Raw genomic sequence first — 18,882 nt, 5'->3', positions numbered from 1 at the left:
TCGTGACTGCGTGCCTTTTGAAGAATGAGCCTGCGAGTTTGCGGTGTGTTGCGAGGTTAACCCGTGTGGGGAAGCCGTAGCGAAAGCGAGTCCGAACAGGGCGATTCAGTAGCACGCTCAAGACCCGAAGCGGAGTGATCTAGCCATGGGCAGGTTGAAGCGGAGGTAAGACTTCGTGGAGGACCGAACCCACCAGGGTTGAAAACCTGGGGGATGACCTGTGGTTAGGGGTGAAAGGCCAATCAAACTCCGTGATAGCTGGTTCTCCCCGAAATGCATTTAGGTGCAGCGTCGCGTGTTTCTTGCCGGAGGTAGAGCACTGGATAGGCGATGGGCCCTACCGGGTTACTGACCTTAGCCAAACTCCGAATGCCGGTAAGTGAGAGCGCGGCAGTGAGACTGTGGGGGATAAGCTCCATGGTCGAGAGGGAAACAGCCCAGAGCATCGACTAAGGCCCCTAAGCGTACGCTAAGTGGGAAAGGATGTGGAGTCGCAGAGACAACCAGGAGGTTGGCTTAGAAGCAGCCACCCTTGAAAGAGTGCGTAATAGCTCACTGGTCAAGTGATTCCGCGCCGACAATGTAGCGGGGCTCAAGCGTACCGCCGAAGTCGTGTCATTGCAGCATGAGGGCCAACGCCCGCTGTGATGGGTAGGGGAGCGTCGTGTGCCGGGTGAAGCAGCCGCGGAAGCGAGTTGTGGACGGTTCACGAGTGAGAATGCAGGCATGAGTAGCGATACACACGTGAGAAACGTGTGCGCCGATTGACTAAGGGTTCCTGGGTCAAGCTGATCTGCCCAGGGTAAGTCGGGACCTAAGGCGAGGCCGACAGGCGTAGTCGATGGACAACCGGTTGATATTCCGGTACCCGCTTTGAAACGCCCAATACCGAGCCCATTAATGCTAAGCCCGTGAAGCCGCCCCGGATCCTTCGGGTGAAGGGGAGTGGTGGAGCCGGCGAACCAAGGTGGTAGTAGGTAAGCGATGGGGTGACGCAGGAAGGTAGTCCAGCCCGGGCGGTGGTTGTCCCGGGGTAAGGGTGTAGGCCGTGTGATAGGCAAATCCGTCACACGTTAAGGCTGAGACCTGATGCCGAGCCGATTGTGGTGAAGTGGATGATCCTATGCTGTCGAGAAAAGCCTCTAGCGAGTTTCATGGCGGCCCGTACCCTAAACCGACTCAGGTGGTCAGGTAGAGAATACCGAGGCGTTCGGGTGAACTATGGTTAAGGAACTCGGCAAAATGCCCCCGTAACTTCGGGAGAAGGGGGGCCACGCCTGGTGACCGGATTTACTCCGTGAGCTGGGGGTGGCCGCAGAGACCAGCGAGAAGCGACTGTTTACTAAAAACACAGGTCCGTGCGAAGCCGTAAGGCGATGTATACGGACTGACGCCTGCCCGGTGCTGGAACGTTAAGGGGACCGGTTAGTGACCTTTCGGGGTTGCGAAGCTGAGAACTTAAGCGCCAGTAAACGGCGGTGGTAACTATAACCATCCTAAGGTAGCGAAATTCCTTGTCGGGTAAGTTCCGACCTGCACGAATGGCGTAACGACTTCTCGACTGTCTCAACCATAGGCCCGGTGAAATTGCACTACGAGTAAAGATGCTCGTTTCGCGCAGCAGGACGGAAAGACCCCGGGACCTTTACTACAGTTTGATATTGGTGTTCGGTTCGGCTTGTGTAGGATAGGTGGGAGACTGTGAAGCCGTGACGCCAGTCATGGTGGAGTCGCCGTTGAAATACCACTCTGGTCGTGCTGGATGTCTAACCTGGGTCCGTGATCCGGATCAGGGACAGTGTCTGATGGGTAGTTTAACTGGGGCGGTTGCCTCCCAAAGGGTAACGGAGGCGCCCAAAGGTTCCCTCAGCCTGGTTGGCAATCAGGTGTTGAGTGTAAGTGCACAAGGGAGCTTGACTGTGAGACCGACGGGTCGAGCAGGGACGAAAGTCGGGACTAGTGATCCGGCGGTGGCTTGTGGAAGCGCCGTCGCTCAACGGATAAAAGGTACCCCGGGGATAACAGGCTGATCTTCCCCAAGAGTCCATATCGACGGGATGGTTTGGCACCTCGATGTCGGCTCGTCGCATCCTGGGGCTGGAGTCGGTCCCAAGGGTTGGGCTGTTCGCCCATTAAAGCGGTACGCGAGCTGGGTTTAGAACGTCGTGAGACAGTTCGGTCCCTATCCGCTGTGCGCGTAGGAATATTGAGAAGGGCTGTCCCTAGTACGAGAGGACCGGGACGGACGAACCTCTGGTGTGCCAGTTGTCCTGCCAAGGGCATGGCTGGTTGGCTACGTTCGGGAGGGATAACCGCTGAAAGCATCTAAGCGGGAAGCCTGCTTCGAGATGAGTATTCCCGCCTCCTTGAGAGGGTAAGGCTCCCAGTAGACGACTGGGTTGATAGGCCGGATGTGGAAGCCCCGTGAGGGGTGGAGCTGACCGGTACTAATAGGCCGAGGGCTTGTCCTCAGTTGCTCGCGTCCACTGTGTTAGTTCTGAAGTAACGAACTCGCCATCGTTCGGCTTGAGTTCAACTTCATAGTGTTTCGGTGGTCATAGCGTTAGGGAAACGCCCGGTTACATTCCGAACCCGGAAGCTAAGCCTTTCAGCGCCGATGGTACTGCAGGGGGGACCCTGTGGGAGAGTAGGACACCGCCGAACAATTTTTAGCCTCAACCCCCGGACTCTGTCCGGGGGTTGAGGCATTTCTGCGTTCTGGGCCGGATCTAGGCTGGACGCATGCGCTACGACCTGGTCATCTTCGACAACGACGGCGTGCTCGTCGACAGCGAGCCCCTCTCCAACCGATTGCTCGCCGGCTACCTCACCGAGCTCGGGCACCCCACCACGTACGAGGACTCGCTCCGGGACTACATGGGGGCCGCGATCCACCGGGTCCACGACCTCGTTCTCGAACGGACCGGGCAGCGGCTGCCCGCGGACTTCGACACCACCTTCCACGGGCGGGTCTTCGCCGCCTTCCGGGAGGAGCTGGAGCCGGTGGAGGGGACGGAGGAGGTGCTCAAGCGGCTGGTGGCCGAGCGGGTCCCGTACTGCGTGGCCTCCTCCGGGAGCCATGAGCGGATCCGGGTCGGGCACCGGAAGACCGGGCTCGACGCCTGGTTCCCCGACGAGATCGTCTTCAGCGCCGAGGACGTGGGGCGGGGGAAGCCGGCGCCGGACCTCTTCCTCCACGCGGCCGCGCGGATGGGGGTCGCGCCCGAGCGGTGCGTCGTCGTCGAGGACAGCCGGCTCGGCGTCCAGGCGGCCGTGGCGGCCGGGATGGACGTCTACGGGTTCACGGCGATGACGCCGGAGGACCGGCTGACCGTGGCGCGGGGCTTCTTCTCCCGGATGGAGGAGCTGCCGGCGATTTTGGGTCTGTGATCCGTCTACCCATCAGTAGGGCGCGGCCCTACGCTGACCCGCCATGACCGATGCGCGGCTGCGGCGGGGGCGGGCCTCCCTGGCCCTCAGTTTCTTCGTCCAGGGTGTGGCCTTCGCCCTGCTCGTGACCCGAATACCCGGGATCCAGGACCGGTACGGGATCTCCGACGGGCTGTTGCCCCTCTTCCTGGCCGCCGTGCCGATCCTCGCCGGCGTGGCGAGCGTGGCGACGGAGAAGGCCGTCGCCCGGGTGGCGCCCTCGCGGGTGCTGCGGTGGTCGCAGCCCGTCGTCCTGCTGGCCCTGGTGGGCGTCGGCGCGGGGGACGCGCTGTGGGCGGCGGCCGTGGCGCTCGGGGTGTTCGGGCTGTCGGTCGGCGCGCTCGACGCGTCCATGAACATGCTGGGGGTGAGCCTCCAGCGGGCGTACGGGCGGAGCATCATGCTCGGTTTTCACGCCGCGTACAGCCTCGGCGGGATCGCCGGCGCCTCGCTGGCCTGGGTGGGGGCGCACGGGAACCTGTCGCTGCTGTGGTCGTACCTGCCGGTGGTCGTGGTGCTCGCACCGGCGGCGTACCTCGGCAGCCGGTGGTACGTGGACGGCGACGGGGCGCCGGGCGGAGGGGCCGCGGAGCAGGGCGGCGCGCTGTCGTTCAAGCTGCTGCTGCCGCTGTGCCTGGTGATGACCTTCGCGTACATCGGGGACTCGACGGTCTCCAACTGGTCGGCGAAGTACCTCCAGGACGTGCTCGGCGGTTCGGAGGCGGCGGCGACCGTCCCGTACAACGCCTACATGGTGACGACGCTGCTCGGGCGGGCCGTGGGCGACCTCGGGGTGCGGCACTTCGGGGCGGCGGCGGTGGTGCGGACCGGGGCGGTGCTGGCGGCGTGCGGGTTCGCGCTGGTGGCGGTGGCGCCGTCGGCCTGGGTGGGCATCGCGGCCTTCACCGTGCTGGGGCTGGGGCTGAGCGTGATCGTGCCGCAGACCTTCGCGGCGGCCGGGCGGCTCTTCCCCGGGAACAGCGACGCGGCCGTCGCCCGGCTCAACGTCTTCAACTACGTCGGGTTCCTCGTCGGATCGCCGCTCGTGGGCGCGCTCGGGGACGCGTGGAGCTACCGCGGGGCCATGCTGGTGCCGATGGTGCTCGTCCTGGTCACGGTGGCGTATGCCACGTCGTTCGGCGCGCGGGAGGCCCGATACGGTGGCGGGCATGAGCGGCCGCGCACTCTTGATGTGGGATGAAGCTGTCACGGGGTACGACTTCGGGCCCCAGCACCCGATGGACCCGGTGCGGCTCGCGCTGACCATGGGGCTGGTGCGGGCCTTCGGGCTCGACCGGGCGGTGGACGTGGTGGCCGCGAAGCCGGCCGGGGACTCGACGCTGCGGCTCGTGCACCGCGAGGACTACGTGGCCGCGGTGAAGGCGGCCTCGGCCGACCCGCGCCGCGCCGACCAGGCGTACGGGCTCGGGACGGCCGACGACCCGGCGTTCGCGGGGATGCACGAGGCGTCCGCGCTGATCGCCGGGCAGTCGGTGGCGGCGGCGGAGGCCGTGTGGCGGGGCGAGGCGGAGCACGCCGTGAACTTCGCCGGCGGGCTGCACCACGCGATGCCGGGCGGCGCGGCCGGGTTCTGCATCTACAACGACGCCTCGCTCGCCATCGCCCGGCTGCTCGAACTGGGCGTGGAGCGGGTCGCGTACGTGGACGTCGACGTGCACCACGGGGACGGGGTGCAGGCGGCGTTCTGGGAGGACCCGCGGGTCCTGACGGTCTCGCTGCACGAGCACCCGCGGACGCTGTTCCCGCAGACCGGCTGGCCGGAGGAGACGGGGGCGGCCGGGGCCGGCGAGGGCGGCGCGGTGAACGTGGCGCTGCCGGCCGGGACCGGGGACGCGGGCTGGCTGCGGGCCTTCCACGCCGTCGTGCCGGAGCTCCTCGCCGACTTCCGGCCCCAGGTCCTGGTGACCCAGCACGGGGCCGACACGCACTTCGAGGACCCGCTGGCGCACCTGGCGGTGTCGCTGGACGCGCAGCGGGCGGTGCAGGAGGCGTGCCACGAGCTGGCGCACGCGCACGCGGACGGCCGCTGGCTGGCGCTGGGCGGCGGCGGGTACGCGGTGGTGGACGTCGTACCGCGGTCGTGGACGCACCTGGTGGGGATCGCGGCGCACGCGCCCGTGGCGCCGGAGACGGCGGTGCCGTCCTCCTGGCGGGACGAGGTGTACGCGCGGACGCGACAGCCGGGGCCGAGGCGGATGACGGACGGGCGGTGGCCGGTCGACTTCCGCGACTGGACGGCGGGTTACGACCCGGCGGACCGGCTGGACCAGGCGGTCCTCGCGACCCGGAAGGCGGCCTTCCCGCTGCGCGGGCTGCTCGCCTGAGCACCCGCCTTGTTACGCCAACTGTGCGGCGCGGCATCAGTTCTGACGTATCGGCAGATGTGATCCGGCAGCATCGGAAGGGTGTTGAGTACCGGGGCGCTGCGGGCGCATCTGTTGGCGGCGGGGTTGGCGGGGACGGTGGCGACGTCGCGGGAGGAGAGCCTGCGGAGCTACCGGCTCTTCGCCGCGCGGGACCCCCGGGTGACGCTGGGGCTGGTGCCGGACGGGGGCTGGGACGAGGCCGAGCTGCTGCGGCTGATGGCCGAGAAGTGCGGGGTGTCGGGGGACCCGGAGCACCGCTCGGGCCCGGACGTGATCGACCCGGAGCGGACGCTGCGGGGCCTGGACGCCTTCGCGGGGCGGCTCGCGGCGGCGGCCGCGCGGCGGGCCCCGGTGCTGCTCGGGACGGGGCACCCGCACCGGCTGCTCGGTTTCTACGTCGCTCTCGCAGACGCCCTGTCGGCGGCGGGATGTGACGTACTCACCCCGGCGCAGGGGAGATGTGTCGACATAACGACCCGGTTCGGTCTACGCACGTACCTCCTCGACCAGGTGCGCGGGGTCGCGTTCGTACGGGAGGCGGGGCCGCCGGAGGGCGGGCGTGAACAGGGGGCGCACTCCCATTCGGCGCTGCCGGTCCGGGCCGCGCTGGAGAGCGCGGCGGAGGCCGGCGGGCCGCTGCCCGAGCTGGTCGTCGGGGACCACGGATGGGTCTGCGGCGCTGGTCAGCTGGGTATCGAGGCGATCGGGCTGGCCGACACGGACGATCCGGCGCTCTTCGTCGGGGAGGCCGAGGGGCAGGTCGCGGTGGCGGTCCCGCTGGATGACGGGGTGCCCTCGGCGTACTACCGTCCCCTCACGCGCTATGTACTCAATCGAGCGTGTCTGTCACGGTAAACGGGCGATAGGGGCTCCTCTTCCCCACTCGTACCACCCGCCCCTAGTCTGATTCGTGAGCGCTCGACGACGAAGAGTCACCGGAGGGGAAGCCGGTGGGCGTCGCGGCGGAAGGTACAGGTGGGTCATGGCTGCTGGCGATCGGCCTCTCAACGAGGTCAAGTTCCTGACCGTGGCGGAAGTCGCCGCGGTGATGCGCGTGTCGAAGATGACCGTGTACCGCTTGGTGCACAGCGGTCATCTGCCGGCGATCCGGGTGGGCCGGTCCTTCCGGGTCCCGGAGCAGGCGGTTCACGCGTACCTGAGGGAGTCGTACGTGGGGGTGGGGACCGCGTAGCGGACGCGCGGCCGACCTGCGGCCGAACGCTCGGTGAGCCCCTTCCGACCCTCGGATTACTCGTGTGGTGCCAGGGGCGGTAGGCTAACCCCTCGTAGGTCGTGTGGGCCCAGACGCCCCGCACCAGTGAGAAGAAGTGAGCGAGGGTAGTCGTGGGCTCTGTTATCAAGAAGCGGCGCAAGCGGATGGCCAAGAAGAAGCACCGCAAGCTGCTCAAGCGCACGCGCGTTCAGCGTCGCAACAAGAAGTAAGCGGCGGCCGCGCGAGCGGTTCTCCGTGCGTGACAAGGCGTGGCCCTTCACCGTCATCGGTGAAGGGCCACGTTTTCGTTGCGCCGGAATCCGCAGGCGCTACGGTGGCGGCTACGGAAGACGGACGGAAGGCGCTGATCTTGGGCAAGGTCGTGCTCGTCACCGGTGCCGCCCGGCACCTGGGGGGCCGCTTCGTGCGGCGGATCCAGCAGGACCCGGAGGTGGAGCGGGTGGTGGCCGTGGACGCGGTCGAGCCCGCGCATCCGCTGGGGGAGGCAGAGTTCGTCCGGGCGGACATCCGCCGGCCCGCCATCGCCAAGGTGCTCGCGGAGCACGAGGTGGACACGGTGGTCCACCTCGCCGTGACGGGCACGGCGTTGGGCGCCGGCGGCCGGACGGCGGTCAAGGAGACCAACGTCATCGGCACCATGCAGCTCCTCGGGGCCTGCCAGAAGTCGCCGCGGATCGGGCGGCTCGTGGTGAAGTCGAGTACGGCCGTGTACGGCTCCGCGCCCCGCGATCCGGCGGTCTTCACCGAGTCGACTCCGGCGAAGTCGCTGCCGAGCGGCGGTTTCGCGAAGGACGCCGTCGAGGTCGAGGGGTACGTGCGGGGCTTCGCCCGGCGGCGGCCGGACGTGGCGGTGTGCGTGCTGCGGTTCGCGAACATCCTGGGGCCGCGGGTGGAGTCGCCGCTGGCCGAGTACCTGTCGCTGCCGGTGATGCCGACGGTCCTGGGGTACGACCCGCGGTTGCAGTTCGTCCACGAGGACGACGTGGTCGACGTGCTGCGGCTCGTGGCGCACGAGCCGCGCCGGGCCTCGCTGAACAGCGGGACCTTCAACGTGGCCGGGGACGGGGTGCTGCTGCTGTCGCAGTGCGCGCGACGCCTCGGGCGGCCGACGGTGCCGGTGCTGCTGCCGACGGTGACCTGGGTGGGTTCGGCGCTGCGGACGGTGGGACTCACCGACTTCGCGCCCGAGCAGATCCGGCTCCTCACGCACGGGCGGGTCGTCTCGACCGCGCAGATGCGGGAGGTCCTGGGCTTCCGGCCGCGGTACTCGACGGCGGAGGCGTTCGCGGACTTCGCGGCGAGCCGGGGGCCGGGGCTGCTGCCGCCCGAGGCGCTGGCGGGGGCGGTGGACCGGCTGGTCGGCCGGCTCGCCCCGGAGGCGGATCCGGCCGGGGCGCGGATCCGGCCCCTTCCCACGACTTCCCACGACGGTGCCTGAGGAGCGGTGATGGCGGACGCCAAGGTGATTCCCTTCGACGACGACCGGTCGCGGGCCCGGCGGCGGCCGGACCGGCCCGAGGAGCCGTCCGGCCCCGGCTCCGGGACCGCGGCGGTACGGGCGCTGCCGGGCGCCCTGGAGGAGCCCGCCGGCGCGGAGGAGGAGGCCCCGGGGCCCTCAGGCGGGGGGACGGACCGGCCGGCCTGGGAGCGGCGGCTCGCGAGCGGGCTGGCGTTCCTGCGGCGGCGGGTCACGGGCGAGTACGAGGTCGACGAGTTCGGGTACGACGCCGAGCTGACCGACCAGGTGCTGATGTCGCTGCTGCGCCCGCTGTACGAGAAGTACTTCCGGGTGGAGGTGAAGGGCGTCGAGAACATCCCGGAGAAGGGCGGGGCGCTGATCGTCGCCAACCATTCGGGGACGCTGCCGCTGGACGGGCTGATGATGCAGGTCGCGGTGCACGACCGCCATCCGGCGGGCCGGCACCTGCGGCTGCTCGCGGCGGACCTGGTCTTCGTGCTGCCGGTGGTCAACGAGCTGGCCCGGAAGGCGGGGCACACGCTGGCGTGCGCGGAGGACGCGGAGCGGCTGCTGCGGGCCGGTGAGCTCGTCGGGGTGATGCCGGAGGGCTTCAAGGGGATCGGGAAGCCGTTCTCGGAGCGGTACAAGCTCCAGAGGTTCGGCCGGGGCGGTTTCGTCTCGACGGCGCTGCGGGCGGGGGTGCCGATCGTGCCGTGCTCGATCGTGGGCGCGGAGGAGATCTATCCGATGGTCGGGAACGCGAAGACGCTGGCGCGGCTGCTCGGGCTGCCGTACGTGCCGATCACGCCGACCTTTCCGTGGCTGGGGCCGCTGGGGATGCTGCCGCTGCCGACGAAGTGGACGATCCAGTTCGGCGAGCCGATCCCGACGGACGCGTATCCGCCGGAGGCGGCGGAGGACCCGATGCTGATGTTCAACCTGACGGACCAGGTGCGGGAGCAGATACAGCACACGCTGTACAAGCTGCTGGTGCAGCGGCGGTCGGTGTTCTTCTGAGCCCCTGGCGCGGGCCGGGTCCGAAGAGGGAAGAAGGGGCGCCCCCCGTCCGTGGGGGCGCCCCTTCTTCTTGTCAGCGAGCGTCCTCGCTGTCGATGCCGAGGCCTGGAAGGAGGCCCGGCAGGAGTGGCGGGATGGTGACGTCCGGGGGTGTGGGCGTCACCTCCTCGACCGGGGGTGTGGTGGTCGTGCCGGTGGGGGACGGCAGCAGGCCGCCGGTGTTGCCACCGAGGAGGCCGTCGTCCGCCGGGGCGGTGGTGTCGGTGTCGGCGCCCGGGCTCGGGGTGGTGCCGGTGCCGGCGTCGCCGCCCGTGCCGGTGCTGTGGGTGGTACCGGAGGGGCGGGGGGTGGTGGCCGGGTGGCTGCCCTGGGTGGGGTCGTCCTGGGCGGCCGGGGGGTGCTGCGTGTCCGTGCCCTGCTGGTGCTGCGGGGCGGTGGGGCTGCTGCTGGAGCCGCCGGTGTCGGCCGCGCCCTTCTCGGGGGTGCGGGGCAGCATCGACTGGAGCGGCTCGACCTCCTGGTCTATGGCGTCGAAGACGCCGGTGACCTCTTCGCCGACGTCGGCGAGCTGGACGGGGAGGCGGTCGCGCAGGCCGTTCCAGGTGTCGCGGTGGGCCTGGGCGAAGGAGTTCAGCCGGGCCATGGGGGCGATCTCGCCGTCCCGGTCGTAGGCCTGGCGGAGCAGCCGGTGGCCTTCCTCGGCGTCGTGCTTCATGCCGCCGAGGGCGCGGCGGATCTCGGCGAGGGACTCGTGGTCGAGCTCGCCGGAGCGGGCGCGCTCCATGAGCCGGCGGGCCTCGCTGAGCCGGGTGGACGCCTGGTCGAGGTAGATGCCTCCGCGGTCGGCGTCGTCGTCGGCCATGCCGAGCTTGAGGTCCTCCATGCCCCGCTTGAGTCCGTAGAGCGAGTCGCCGGGGAGGGCGTCGGAGCTGGCGGCGGCGACCCCGCCGAAGGCTCCGGCCGCCACGCCGACCGTGAGGCCGCCGGCGGCGAGTCCCTTGGTCCAGCGGGAGCGGGGGCGGAGCTTCCGAAGGGGTGAGGCCCGGTGGGCCCCCCGTGTGGTCCGCTGTTCCGGAACGGTGGGGCTCGCGGCCGTCCCCTGGGCGAACATCGCCTCCATGGCGGCGACGAGCTGGGCTCGCTGCACCACCTTGACCTCGGGGTCGAGCTCCGGCTTCGGCAGTTCGCCGAGACCGCTCGCCAAGGCCAACAGCCGTCCCTGGTCGCCCGTGTCGGCCGGGGCGTCGGGCCGGTCGGCCGCCTCGCCCCCGGGCGTCCGGTCCTCCAGGGCCTGGGCGAAGGCGTTCGCCCGCCGGTGCACGTTCGCGATCACTGGCGGCACCTCCTCTCGTCATGACGGTCGACTCCCCGGGGGGTCCGGAAGGTTGCCCGGCTTGAGCAGATCCACACGAACGAGTGAGTGTCTGCGGGCAGGGCGTGACCACAGGGAGCCTGCATTTCGCACAACGAGCGGCGCGGCACTTGGGTTACGCGCGAAGGATGATCGGACCAGTGCGTCATCGATGCGTCACCGACTGTGATGTGGGACGGGCAGTGGTGGCGTGGGGGGAGGGGTGCGGGGGTGGGGACGAGTGGCAGCAAGGGGAAGGGTGGGGGTGGGGGACCGGGGGAGGGGAGCGGCGGCGGTCGGCGGCCCGGGTCAGCGGGCGTCTTCGGGGAGGAGCCGGGCCAGGGTGCGGACGGCCCGGTACTGGAGGGTCTTGATGGCGCCCTCGTTCTTCCCCATGACCCGCGCGGTCTCGGCGACCGAGAGGCCCTGGAGGAAGCGGAGGGTGACGCACTCCTGCTGCTGGGGGTTGAGGCGGCGGACGGCGTCGAGGAGCGCGGCGTTGGAGAGGGACTCGAGGACGGAGTCCTCCGGGCTGCGCTCGACCTCGTTGGCGTCGAGCATCTCGCCGGTGGTGACTTCGAGGCGGAAGCGGCTGGACTTGAAGTGGTCGGCGACCAGGTTGCGGGCGATGGTGACGAGCCAGGCGCCGAAGTCGCGGCCCTGCCAGGTGAAGGTGGAGATCCGGCGCAGGGCGCGCAGGAAGGTCTCGCTGGTGAGGTCCTCCGCCGTCGCCTTTCCGCCGACGCGGTAGTAGATGTAGCGGTAGACGGTGTCGCTGTACTGGTCGTACAGCCTGCCGAAGGCCTCGGCCTCGCCGGCCTGGGCGCGCTCGACCAGGTCCATCATGCGGGCGCTGTCGCTGTCGGCGGTGGGGCGTCGGGCGGTGGTCGAGCTTCCGGCGCCGCCGCGCGCGCCCCGTCTGCCGACGGCGGCGCCGCCGTCGGCGAGGGCATAGCAAGGACCGGCGGGTGCCGGTGCGGCGAGGGCGAGGGCAGGACCGACGTACGCGGTGGGGACGAAGCCACGCAAGTGGTCGAGGACCGTTGCGCGCAGCGTAGCCAGGCCCGAGGCGTCAACCCCGACGTGTGGGTACACGGGACTCCCAGAGGCAGAGCTTCCATCACGTGCAGTGCGGATCCGTTCACTCGTGGTGGCGACGTGAGGGTTCCGCTGTGCGTCTGAGGAGAATAACGCTTCGTACAGGCAGCGCTACACCGAGTTGCTCAAATCATCGATTACGTCGGTTCCGTTACCGCTTGCGGGCGTATCAAGTCGCACTTGGTGACCGGTTATTGATCGAGTGACTTCCGAGTGTGACTGCGTCGGCGTTGCGTTGTGCTCAAGTGCGGTAAGGGGGAGTGACGGCGGCCGCTCCTGGGTAAGGGCGCGGGAATGCCCGGGAGTCGAGGTGTACGGGGCTGTTCGACCACGGACGGGTGAGTCCCTCTGGTCCGTGGTTGTCGCAGATGATCGCAGCCGAAACGTATCGGCACGCGCGTGGCGCGCCGGAGGCGCGGGGGAGGCCGGGTGCGGGCCGGGGTCAGCGGCGGCGGCGGTGGAGGGCGACCGCGGCGGCGGTGCCGCCGGCGACGGCGCCGAGCCCGGCGGCGGCCGGGATGCCGATCTTGGCGGCCTTGCGGCCGGTCCGGTAGTCGCGCAGCCGCCAGTCCCGGTCCCGGGCGTGCCGGCGCAGCTTGGTGTCGGGGTTGATCGCGTACGGGTGGCCGACGAGCGAGAGCATCGGGATGTCGTTGTGCGAGTCGCTGTACGCGGCGCAGCGCGCGAGGTCCAGGCCCTCGGCGGCGGCCAGGGCGCGGACCGCCTCGGCCTTCGCCGGGCCGTGCAGCAGCTCGCCGACCAGCTTGCCGGTGTAGACGCCGTCGACGGACTCGGCGACCGTGCCGAGCGCGCCGGTGAGGCCGAGGCGGCGGGCGATGATCGTGGCCGTCTCGACCGGGGCGGCCGTCACCAGCCACACCTTCTGGCCCGCGTCGAGGTGGGCCTGGGCCAGGGCGCGGGTGCCCGGCCAGATCCGGTCGGCCATGTACTCGTCGTAGATCTCCTCGCCGATCGACATCAGTTCGGAGACGCGGTGGCCCTTGACGATGGAGAGCGCGCTGTCGCGGGCCTCCTGCATGTGCGCCGGGTCCTCGACGCCGGCCAGCCGGAACCAGATCTGGGCCCAGGCGAAACGGGCGAGTTCGCGGCGCTGGAAGAACTTCCGCTTGTACAGGCCGCGGCTGAAGTGGAAGATCGCCGCGCCCTGCATCACGGTGTTGTCGAGGTCGAAGAAGGCGGCGGCCCGTACGTCGCCGACGACGGGGAACTCCACTTCCTCCGGCGCGGTTTCGGCGGCCTTCGCCGCTTCGAGGGCGGCGGCCTCCGCCTCCCTCTCCTGTTCCAGCTGGAGCGAGGTCTTGCGGGCCGCCTCGGCGGCGGCCTCGCCTGCGAGGACGCTGCGCGCGGTGGCGGAGCGCCTACGGGGGGTGAGCCATCCCAGAGCGGCCATGTCTGGAGCATAGCCAGTCTGTTCGGTACTTCCCGACTTGTGGGGATGCCGGGGTGTGAACAGTGCGGGTCCCCGCCGTGACCGGGCGGGACAATGGAGGGCATGTTCGGACGTACGAAGAAGAAGGACGCGGCGAAGGACCCGGCCGCGCGGACCGTGACGCTGATCGGGAAGCCGGGGTGCCACCTCTGCGACGACGCCCGCGCGGTGGTCGAGGCCGTCTGCGCCGAGACCGGGGCGCGCTGGGAGGAGAAGGACATCCTCCAGGACGAGGCGCTGTACAAGGAGTACTGGGAGCAGATCCCGGTCGTCCTGGTCGACGGCGAACAGCACACCTTCTGGCGGGTGGACGCCGGGCGGCTCCGGCGCGAACTGGGTGCGTGACCGAAAGACGGCTACCATCGTGGACGTTTTGTTGGCATTCGGGGGCCACGTCGTGAGGAGTGTGTGCGGCTTTGCCCCCTTCGGGATCTCAACGCTTCCCGCGGCCCGGCGGTTCCGCGTCCGCGAGAACCGGCCGCGTGACCCCGGTCACTTTGGCCGGACAAAACGGACACCATCTTTGTGCACGCGTTCACAAAGACATAGCCTGCATTCGACGGGGCGGTCCTGGGACATATGGCCGCCTGCAGCCCCGCTCATCCCGCAGGAGCACCGTGGCAACTGGCCGAACTCACCGACCGGCGACCCGTAGCCGAGGAATTCCCGAGGCCACCGTCGCCCGCCTTCCGCTGTATCTGCGCGCCCTGACCGCGCTGTCGGAGCGCTCCGTACCCACGGTCTCCTCGGAGGAACTCGCGGCCGCGGCCGGGGTCAACTCCGCGAAGCTGCGCAAGGACTTCAGCTACCTCGGCTCGTACGGCACCCGCGGTGTCGGCTACGACGTCGAGTACCTCGTCTACCAGATCTCCCGCGAGCTCGGCCTGACCCAGGACTGGCCCGTCGTGATCGTCGGCATCGGCAACCTCGGCGCCGCGCTCGCCGGTTACGGCGGCTTCGCCTCCCGAGGCTTCCGCGTCGCCGCGCTCATCGACGCCGACCCCGCCATGACCGGCAAGCCGGTCGCCGGGATCCCCGTCCAGCACAGCGACGACCTGGAGAAGATCATCGCCGAGGACGGCGTCTCCATCGGCGTCATCGCGACCCCCGCCGGCGTCGCCCAGCAGGTCTGCGACCGCCTCGTCGCCGCCGGCGTCACCTCCATCCTCAACTTCGCCCCCACCGTCCTCTCCGTGCCGGACGGCGTCGACGTGCGCAAGGTGGACCTCTCCATCGAGCTGCAGATCCTCGCCTTCCACGAGCAGCGGAAGGCCGGCGAGGAGCTCGGCGAGGAGACCGCCCCGCAGGCCGCCGCCCCCGTGGTGCCGCAGGCCCCCACCCGTACCGCCGCCGACGGCGGCCGCAAGGGACCCGACGGGGACGTCCCCGCGGTGATGCCCGCATGAGCCTCCTCGTCGTCGGACTGAGCCACCGCAGCGCCCCCGTCTCCGTCCTGGAGCGGGCCTCCCTGCCGGCGGACACCCGGACCAAGCTCCTCCAGGACACCCTCGCCGCCGAACCGGCCGCCGAGGCCACCGTCCTCGCCACCTGCAACCGCATCGAGCTCTACGCCGACGTCGACAAGTTCCACGCCGGCGTCGCCGAGCTCTCCACGCTCCTCGCCCAGCACAGCGGCGTCGGCCTGGAGGAGCTCACCCCCTACCTCTACGTGCACTACGAGGACCGGGCCGTCCACCACCTCTTCTCGGTGGCCTGCGGCCTGGACTCCATGGTCGTCGGCGAGGGCCAGATCCTCGGCCAGATCAAGGACGCCCTCGCCCTCGGCCAGGACCTCCACACCGCCGGCCGGCTTCTCAACGACCTCTTCCAGCAGGCCCTGCGGGTCGGCAAGCGCGCCCACAGCGAGACCGGCATCGACCGGGCCGGGCAGTCGCTCGTCACCTTCGGCCTGGAGCAGCTCGCCGACGGCGCCGAGGTCGAGACCTGGGCCCGGGGCAAGCGCGCCCTCGTCATCGGCGCCGGCTCCATGTCGTCCCTGGCCGCCGCCACCCTCGCCCGCGCCGGCGTCGCCGAGATCGTCATCGCCAACCGCACCCTCGCCCGCGCCGAGCGGCTCGCCGAGATCCTCGCCGAGCCCGGGGGCACGGGCGTGGCCGCGCGCGCGGCCGAGATGGCCGCCGTCGGCGACGAACTGGGCCGCGCGGACGTCGTCGTCTCCTGCACCGGCGCCACCGGCCTCGTCCTCACCGGCGACGCCGTCGAGGCCGCCGCCGAAGGCCGCGCGGCCGCCGGCCGGGAGCCCCTGTGCCTGCTCGACCTCGCCATGCCCCGCGACATCGACGCCGCCGCCCACCGGATCCCCGGCGCCCGGCTCGTCGACATCGAGTCGCTCGCCGACGCCTCCGCCGACGCCCCCATGGCCGCCGACGTCGACCAGGTCCGCTCCATCGTCTCCGACGAGGTCGCCGCCTTCGGCGCCGCCCAGCGCGCCGCCCACATCACCCCCACCGTGGTCGCCCTGCGCACCATGGCCGCCGACGTGGTGGCCAGCGAGGTCGCCCGGCTCGAAGGCCGCCTCCCCGGCCTCGACGACAAGCAGCGCGCCGAGATCACCCAGACCGTGCGCCGCGTCGTCGACAAGCTCCTGCACGCGCCGACCGTGCGGGTCAAGCAGCTCGCCAGCGAGCCCGGCGGCGCCGGGTACGCGGACGCGCTGCGGACACTCTTCGACCTCGACCCGGAGGCGGTCGCCTCCGTCTCCCGGGCCGACCTGAATGACGCCGACGTCAAGAACCGAGGGCGAGTATGACCGAGAGGGCACTGAGGCTCGGGACCAGGCGCAGCAAGCTCGCCATGGCCCAGTCCGGCCACGTGGCCGACGCGGTCCGGCAGCTGACCGGCCGGCCCGTCGAGCTCGTGGAGATCACCACGTACGGGGACACCTCCCGTGAGCACCTCGCGCAGATCGGCGGCACCGGCGTCTTCGTCGCCGCCCTGCGCGACGCGCTGCTCGCCGGCGAGGTCGACTTCGCCGTCCACTCCCTGAAGGACCTGCCGACCGCCCAGCACCCCGAGCTCGTGCTGGCCGCGATCCCGGAGCGCGAGGACCCGCGCGACGTCCTCATCACCGGCGCGGGGCTCTCCCTCGCCCGGCTGCCGAAGGGCGCCCGCGTCGGCACCGGCTCGCCGCGCCGCATGGCCCAGCTGCACGCGTACGCCCGCAGCCACGGCCTCGACCTCACCTGCGTCCCGATCCGCGGCAACGTCGACACCCGTGTCGGCTACGTCCGCAAGGGCGAGCTGGACGCGGTCGTCCTCGCCGCGGCCGGACTCAACCGCATCGGCGGCACCGAGGAGCTCCTCGGCGGCCTGTCGGCCGAGCCGCTGCCGGTCGACTCCGTGCTGCCCGCCCCCGGCCAGGGAGCCCTGGCCGTCGAATGCCCGGCGTCGAACACCGACCTCGTCGCCACGCTCTCCGCTCTCGACGACCCGCGCACGCGGGCCGCCGTGACCGCCGAGCGATCCCTGCTCGCCGCCCTGGAGGCCGGCTGCAGCGCACCCGTGGGCGCGCTCGCCGACATCCTCGCCGACGGCCCCGGTCACGGGCAGGTTGTCACCGAAATGCGCCTGCGCGGCGTCGTCGGCACCACCGACGGCTCCACGCTGGTGCAGCTGTCCACCACCGGTCCCGTCCCCACCTCGCACGACGAGGCGGCGGCGCTCGGACGCGAACTCGCGGCCGAGATGCTCGCCAAGGGTGCGGCCGGTCTTATGGGGGAGCGAGCACTTTGAACCCCACCAGCCCGACCACCAGTCCCGTGCCCCCCGTCTTCGCGGGCCACGGCCACGTCACCTTCCTCGGCGCAGGCCCGGGCGACCCCGGACTCCTGACCCTCCGGGCCGTCGAGGCCCTGGCGGGAGCGGACGTCCTGATCGCCGAGCCCGACGTGCTGGAGGTCGTCCGCGGCCATGCGCGCGCGGGCGTGAGCACGCCTGAGCTGACGGTTGTTGACGAGGCGTCAACAGCCGCCGGTGTCCCCGTGTTGAGGGATGCGACCAATCTTGTCATGGAGGCCGCGCGCGGCGGCAGGCGGGTCGTCCGTGCGGTGACCGGCGACCCCGGCCTCGACGGCGACGCGGGCGCCGAGATGCTCGCCTGCGCCGCCGAGGGCATCCCCTTCGAGGTCGTCCCCGGCGTCGCGACCGTGGTCGGCGTCCCCGCGTACGCCGGTGTGCCGCTGCGCGACGCGCAGGGCACCGACGTCCGCTTCGTCGACGCCCGGACCGCCGACGACCGGTGCTGGGCCGAGGTCGGCGCCTCCGACGGCACCGTCGTCGTCTCGACCTCGCTGGACTCGGTGGCCGCGGCCGCCGGTGAGCTGGTGGCGGCGGGCCGTAAGCCGGACACCCCGCTCACCGTCACCATCGCCGGTACGACGACGCGGCAGCGCACCTGGAACGCGACCCTCGGGACGATCGCCCAGGTCTTCAAGCAGGGCAAGGTGCTCCCCTCGCCCGAGGGCCACCGACCGGTGATAGCCGTGGTCGGCGAGCGCAGCGCCCCCGCGCAGCGCGACCAGCTCTCCTGGTTCGAGTCCAAGCCGCTCTTCGGGTGGCGGGTCCTCGTGCCGCGCACCAAGGAGCAGGCCGCGTCGCTCTCCGACCAGCTGCGTTCGTACGGCGCCGTGCCGCACGAGGTCCCGACCATCGCGGTCGAGCCGCCCCGCACCCCCCAGCAGATGGAACGGGCGGTCAAGGGGCTCGTCACCGGACGGTACGAGTGGATCGCCTTCACCTCGGTGAACGCGGTCAAGGCCGTACGGGAGAAGTTCGAGGAGTACGGGCTCGACGCCCGCGCCTTCGCCGGCATCAAGGTCGCGGCGGTGGGCGAGCAGACGGCCGCCGCGCTGATCGACTTCGGCGTGAAGCCGGACCTCGTGCCGAGCGGCGAGCAGTCCGCGGCGGGCCTCCTGGAGGACTGGCCGCCGTACGACCCGGTCTTCGACCCGATCGACCGCGTCTTCCTGCCGCGCGCCGACATCGCGACCGAGACGCTGGTCGCGGGCCTCATCGAGCTCGGCTGGGAGGTCGACGACGTCACGGCCTACCGGACCGTGCGCGCCTCGCCGCCGCCGGCCGAGACGCGCGAGGCGATCAAGGGCGGCGGTTTCGACGCGGTGCTCTTCACCTCGTCGTCGACCGTGCGGAACCTGGTCGGCATCGCCGGCAAGCCGCACAACGTCACCGTCATCGCCTGCATCGGCCCGGCCACCGCCAAGACGGCGGAGGAGCACGGGCTGCGGGTCGACGTGCTGTCCCCGGAGCCGTCCGTCCACAAGCTCGCGGAGGCGCTCGCGGAGTTCGGCGTACGGCGGCGGGAGGCGGCGCTGGAGGCCGGCGACCCCGTCACGCGGCCCAGCGAGCGGCGCCCGGGCGCGCGGCGCCGCCGCACGACGTAGGCCGTCCGGCCCCCTCGGGGGCCGCGGACCTCGGCGC

General features: G+C 70.8%; 16 protein-coding genes and 2 rRNA genes. 15 read left to right on the top strand and 3 right to left on the bottom strand.

What is annotated here, in order from left to right; translation table 11 throughout:
* The 10 genes from AB0E83_RS13895 to AB0E83_RS13850 form a co-directional block, all read left to right on the top strand.
* Positions 1-2,471: ribosomal RNA gene (locus AB0E83_RS13895) — 23S ribosomal RNA — on the top strand; the annotation flags it as partial.
* A gap of 76 nt (positions 2,472-2,547) precedes the next feature.
* Positions 2,548-2,664 (top strand): 5S ribosomal RNA (gene rrf, locus AB0E83_RS13890).
* Positions 2,665-2,742: 78 nt separating this feature from the next.
* Entirely contained in the window at positions 2,743-3,390 is a 648-nt protein-coding gene (locus AB0E83_RS13885; RefSeq protein WP_362109963.1) for an HAD family hydrolase, read from the top strand.
* 43 nt (positions 3,391-3,433) lie between these two features.
* A complete protein-coding gene (locus AB0E83_RS13880) occupies positions 3,434-4,630 on the top strand; it encodes an MFS transporter (protein ID WP_362109961.1) in 1,197 nt (398 codons plus the stop codon).
* Positions 4,599-5,774, top strand: a complete 1,176-nt coding sequence (locus AB0E83_RS13875) for an acetoin utilization protein AcuC (RefSeq protein ID WP_362109959.1) — start codon at positions 4,599-4,601, stop codon at positions 5,772-5,774. The genes AB0E83_RS13880 and AB0E83_RS13875 overlap by 32 nt, the downstream gene beginning before the upstream one ends.
* An 81-nt stretch (positions 5,775-5,855) precedes the next feature.
* A complete protein-coding gene (locus tag AB0E83_RS13870) occupies positions 5,856-6,671 on the top strand; it encodes a phosphatase (RefSeq protein ID WP_362109957.1) in 816 nt (271 codons plus the stop codon).
* A gap of 127 nt (positions 6,672-6,798) precedes the next feature.
* Positions 6,799-7,008, top strand: a complete 210-nt coding sequence (locus AB0E83_RS13865; RefSeq protein WP_030495139.1) for a helix-turn-helix domain-containing protein — start codon at positions 6,799-6,801, stop codon at positions 7,006-7,008.
* 152 nt (positions 7,009-7,160) lie between these two features.
* Positions 7,161-7,259: an AURKAIP1/COX24 domain-containing protein gene (locus AB0E83_RS13860; protein ID WP_003948845.1), complete on the top strand. Its 99-nt coding sequence runs from the start codon at positions 7,161-7,163 to the stop codon at positions 7,257-7,259.
* A 140-nt stretch (positions 7,260-7,399) separates the two neighbouring features.
* A complete protein-coding gene (locus tag AB0E83_RS13855) occupies positions 7,400-8,488 on the top strand; it encodes an NAD-dependent epimerase/dehydratase family protein (RefSeq protein WP_362109954.1) in 1,089 nt (362 codons plus the stop codon).
* A 9-nt stretch (positions 8,489-8,497) separates the two neighbouring features.
* Complete coding sequence (locus AB0E83_RS13850; RefSeq protein ID WP_362109952.1) at positions 8,498-9,526, top strand: lysophospholipid acyltransferase family protein; 1,029 nt, start codon at positions 8,498-8,500, stop codon at positions 9,524-9,526.
* Positions 9,527-9,599: 73 nt separating this feature from the next.
* On the opposite strand, the gene AB0E83_RS13845 is transcribed toward AB0E83_RS13850, so the two are convergent.
* From AB0E83_RS13845 to AB0E83_RS13835, 3 genes are all read right to left on the bottom strand, one after another.
* Positions 9,600-10,859, bottom strand: a complete 1,260-nt coding sequence (locus AB0E83_RS13845) for a DUF5667 domain-containing protein (protein WP_362109950.1) — start codon at positions 10,857-10,859, stop codon at positions 9,600-9,602.
* A gap of 327 nt (positions 10,860-11,186) precedes the next feature.
* Positions 11,187-11,972 carry an ECF subfamily RNA polymerase sigma factor, BldN family gene (locus tag AB0E83_RS13840; RefSeq protein WP_362109948.1) on the bottom strand — a complete coding sequence of 262 codons (786 nt, stop codon included), beginning with the start codon at positions 11,970-11,972 and terminating at the stop codon, positions 11,187-11,189.
* A gap of 445 nt (positions 11,973-12,417) precedes the next feature.
* A complete protein-coding gene (locus tag AB0E83_RS13835; protein WP_362109946.1) occupies positions 12,418-13,386 on the bottom strand; it encodes an HAD-IB family hydrolase in 969 nt (322 codons plus the stop codon).
* Positions 13,387-13,479: 93 nt separating this feature from the next.
* On the opposite strand from AB0E83_RS13835, the gene AB0E83_RS13830 reads away from it, so the two are divergent.
* The 5 genes from AB0E83_RS13830 to AB0E83_RS13810 all read left to right on the top strand — a co-directional run bounded on the left by AB0E83_RS13830 (position 13,480) and on the right by AB0E83_RS13810 (position 18,845).
* Positions 13,480-13,770 carry a glutaredoxin family protein gene (locus AB0E83_RS13830; protein WP_362109944.1) on the top strand — a complete coding sequence of 97 codons (291 nt, stop codon included), beginning with the start codon at positions 13,480-13,482 and terminating at the stop codon, positions 13,768-13,770.
* A 272-nt stretch (positions 13,771-14,042) separates the two neighbouring features.
* Positions 14,043-14,831, top strand: coding sequence for a redox-sensing transcriptional repressor Rex (locus AB0E83_RS13825; RefSeq protein ID WP_362109942.1), 789 nt, complete (start codon positions 14,043-14,045; stop codon positions 14,829-14,831).
* On the top strand, positions 14,828-16,195 hold the full coding sequence (locus AB0E83_RS13820; protein ID WP_362109940.1) for a glutamyl-tRNA reductase: 1,368 nt from the start codon (positions 14,828-14,830) through the stop codon (positions 16,193-16,195). The genes AB0E83_RS13825 and AB0E83_RS13820 overlap by 4 nt, the downstream gene beginning before the upstream one ends.
* Positions 16,192-17,178, top strand: coding sequence for a hydroxymethylbilane synthase (hemC, locus tag AB0E83_RS13815; RefSeq protein ID WP_362109938.1), 987 nt, complete (start codon positions 16,192-16,194; stop codon positions 17,176-17,178). Before AB0E83_RS13820 ends, hemC begins: the two co-directional genes overlap by 4 nt.
* Complete coding sequence (locus tag AB0E83_RS13810) at positions 17,175-18,845, top strand: uroporphyrinogen-III synthase (RefSeq protein WP_362109936.1); 1,671 nt, start codon at positions 17,175-17,177, stop codon at positions 18,843-18,845. Before hemC ends, AB0E83_RS13810 begins: the two co-directional genes overlap by 4 nt.
* Positions 18,846-18,882: the final 37 nt, after the last annotated feature.

It is taken from the genome of Streptomyces sp. NPDC035033, from assembly GCF_040636735.1.
Lineage (GTDB): Bacteria > Actinomycetota > Actinomycetes > Streptomycetales > Streptomycetaceae > Streptomyces.
The sequence above is the reverse complement of the archived record's forward strand: the minus strand, read 5'-3'. Positions and strand labels throughout refer to the sequence as shown.

Coding starts and splice junctions, on each gene's coding strand:
- AB0E83_RS13835 (WP_362109946.1), bottom strand. CDS start 13,386: ATGGCCGCTCTGGGATGGCTCACCCCCCGTAGGCGCTCCGCCACCGCG.
- AB0E83_RS13850 (WP_362109952.1), top strand. CDS start 8,498: ATGGCGGACGCCAAGGTGATTCCCTTCGACGACGACCGGTCGCGGGCC.
- AB0E83_RS13865 (WP_030495139.1), top strand. CDS start 6,799: ATGGCTGCTGGCGATCGGCCTCTCAACGAGGTCAAGTTCCTGACCGTG.
- AB0E83_RS13880 (WP_362109961.1), top strand. CDS start 3,434: ATGACCGATGCGCGGCTGCGGCGGGGGCGGGCCTCCCTGGCCCTCAGT.
- AB0E83_RS13820 (WP_362109940.1), top strand. CDS start 14,828: ATGAGCCTCCTCGTCGTCGGACTGAGCCACCGCAGCGCCCCCGTCTCC.
- AB0E83_RS13885 (WP_362109963.1), top strand. CDS start 2,743: ATGCGCTACGACCTGGTCATCTTCGACAACGACGGCGTGCTCGTCGAC.
- AB0E83_RS13830 (WP_362109944.1), top strand. CDS start 13,480: ATGGAGGGCATGTTCGGACGTACGAAGAAGAAGGACGCGGCGAAGGAC.
- hemC (WP_362109938.1), top strand. CDS start 16,192: ATGACCGAGAGGGCACTGAGGCTCGGGACCAGGCGCAGCAAGCTCGCC.
- AB0E83_RS13875 (WP_362109959.1), top strand. CDS start 4,599: ATGAGCGGCCGCGCACTCTTGATGTGGGATGAAGCTGTCACGGGGTAC.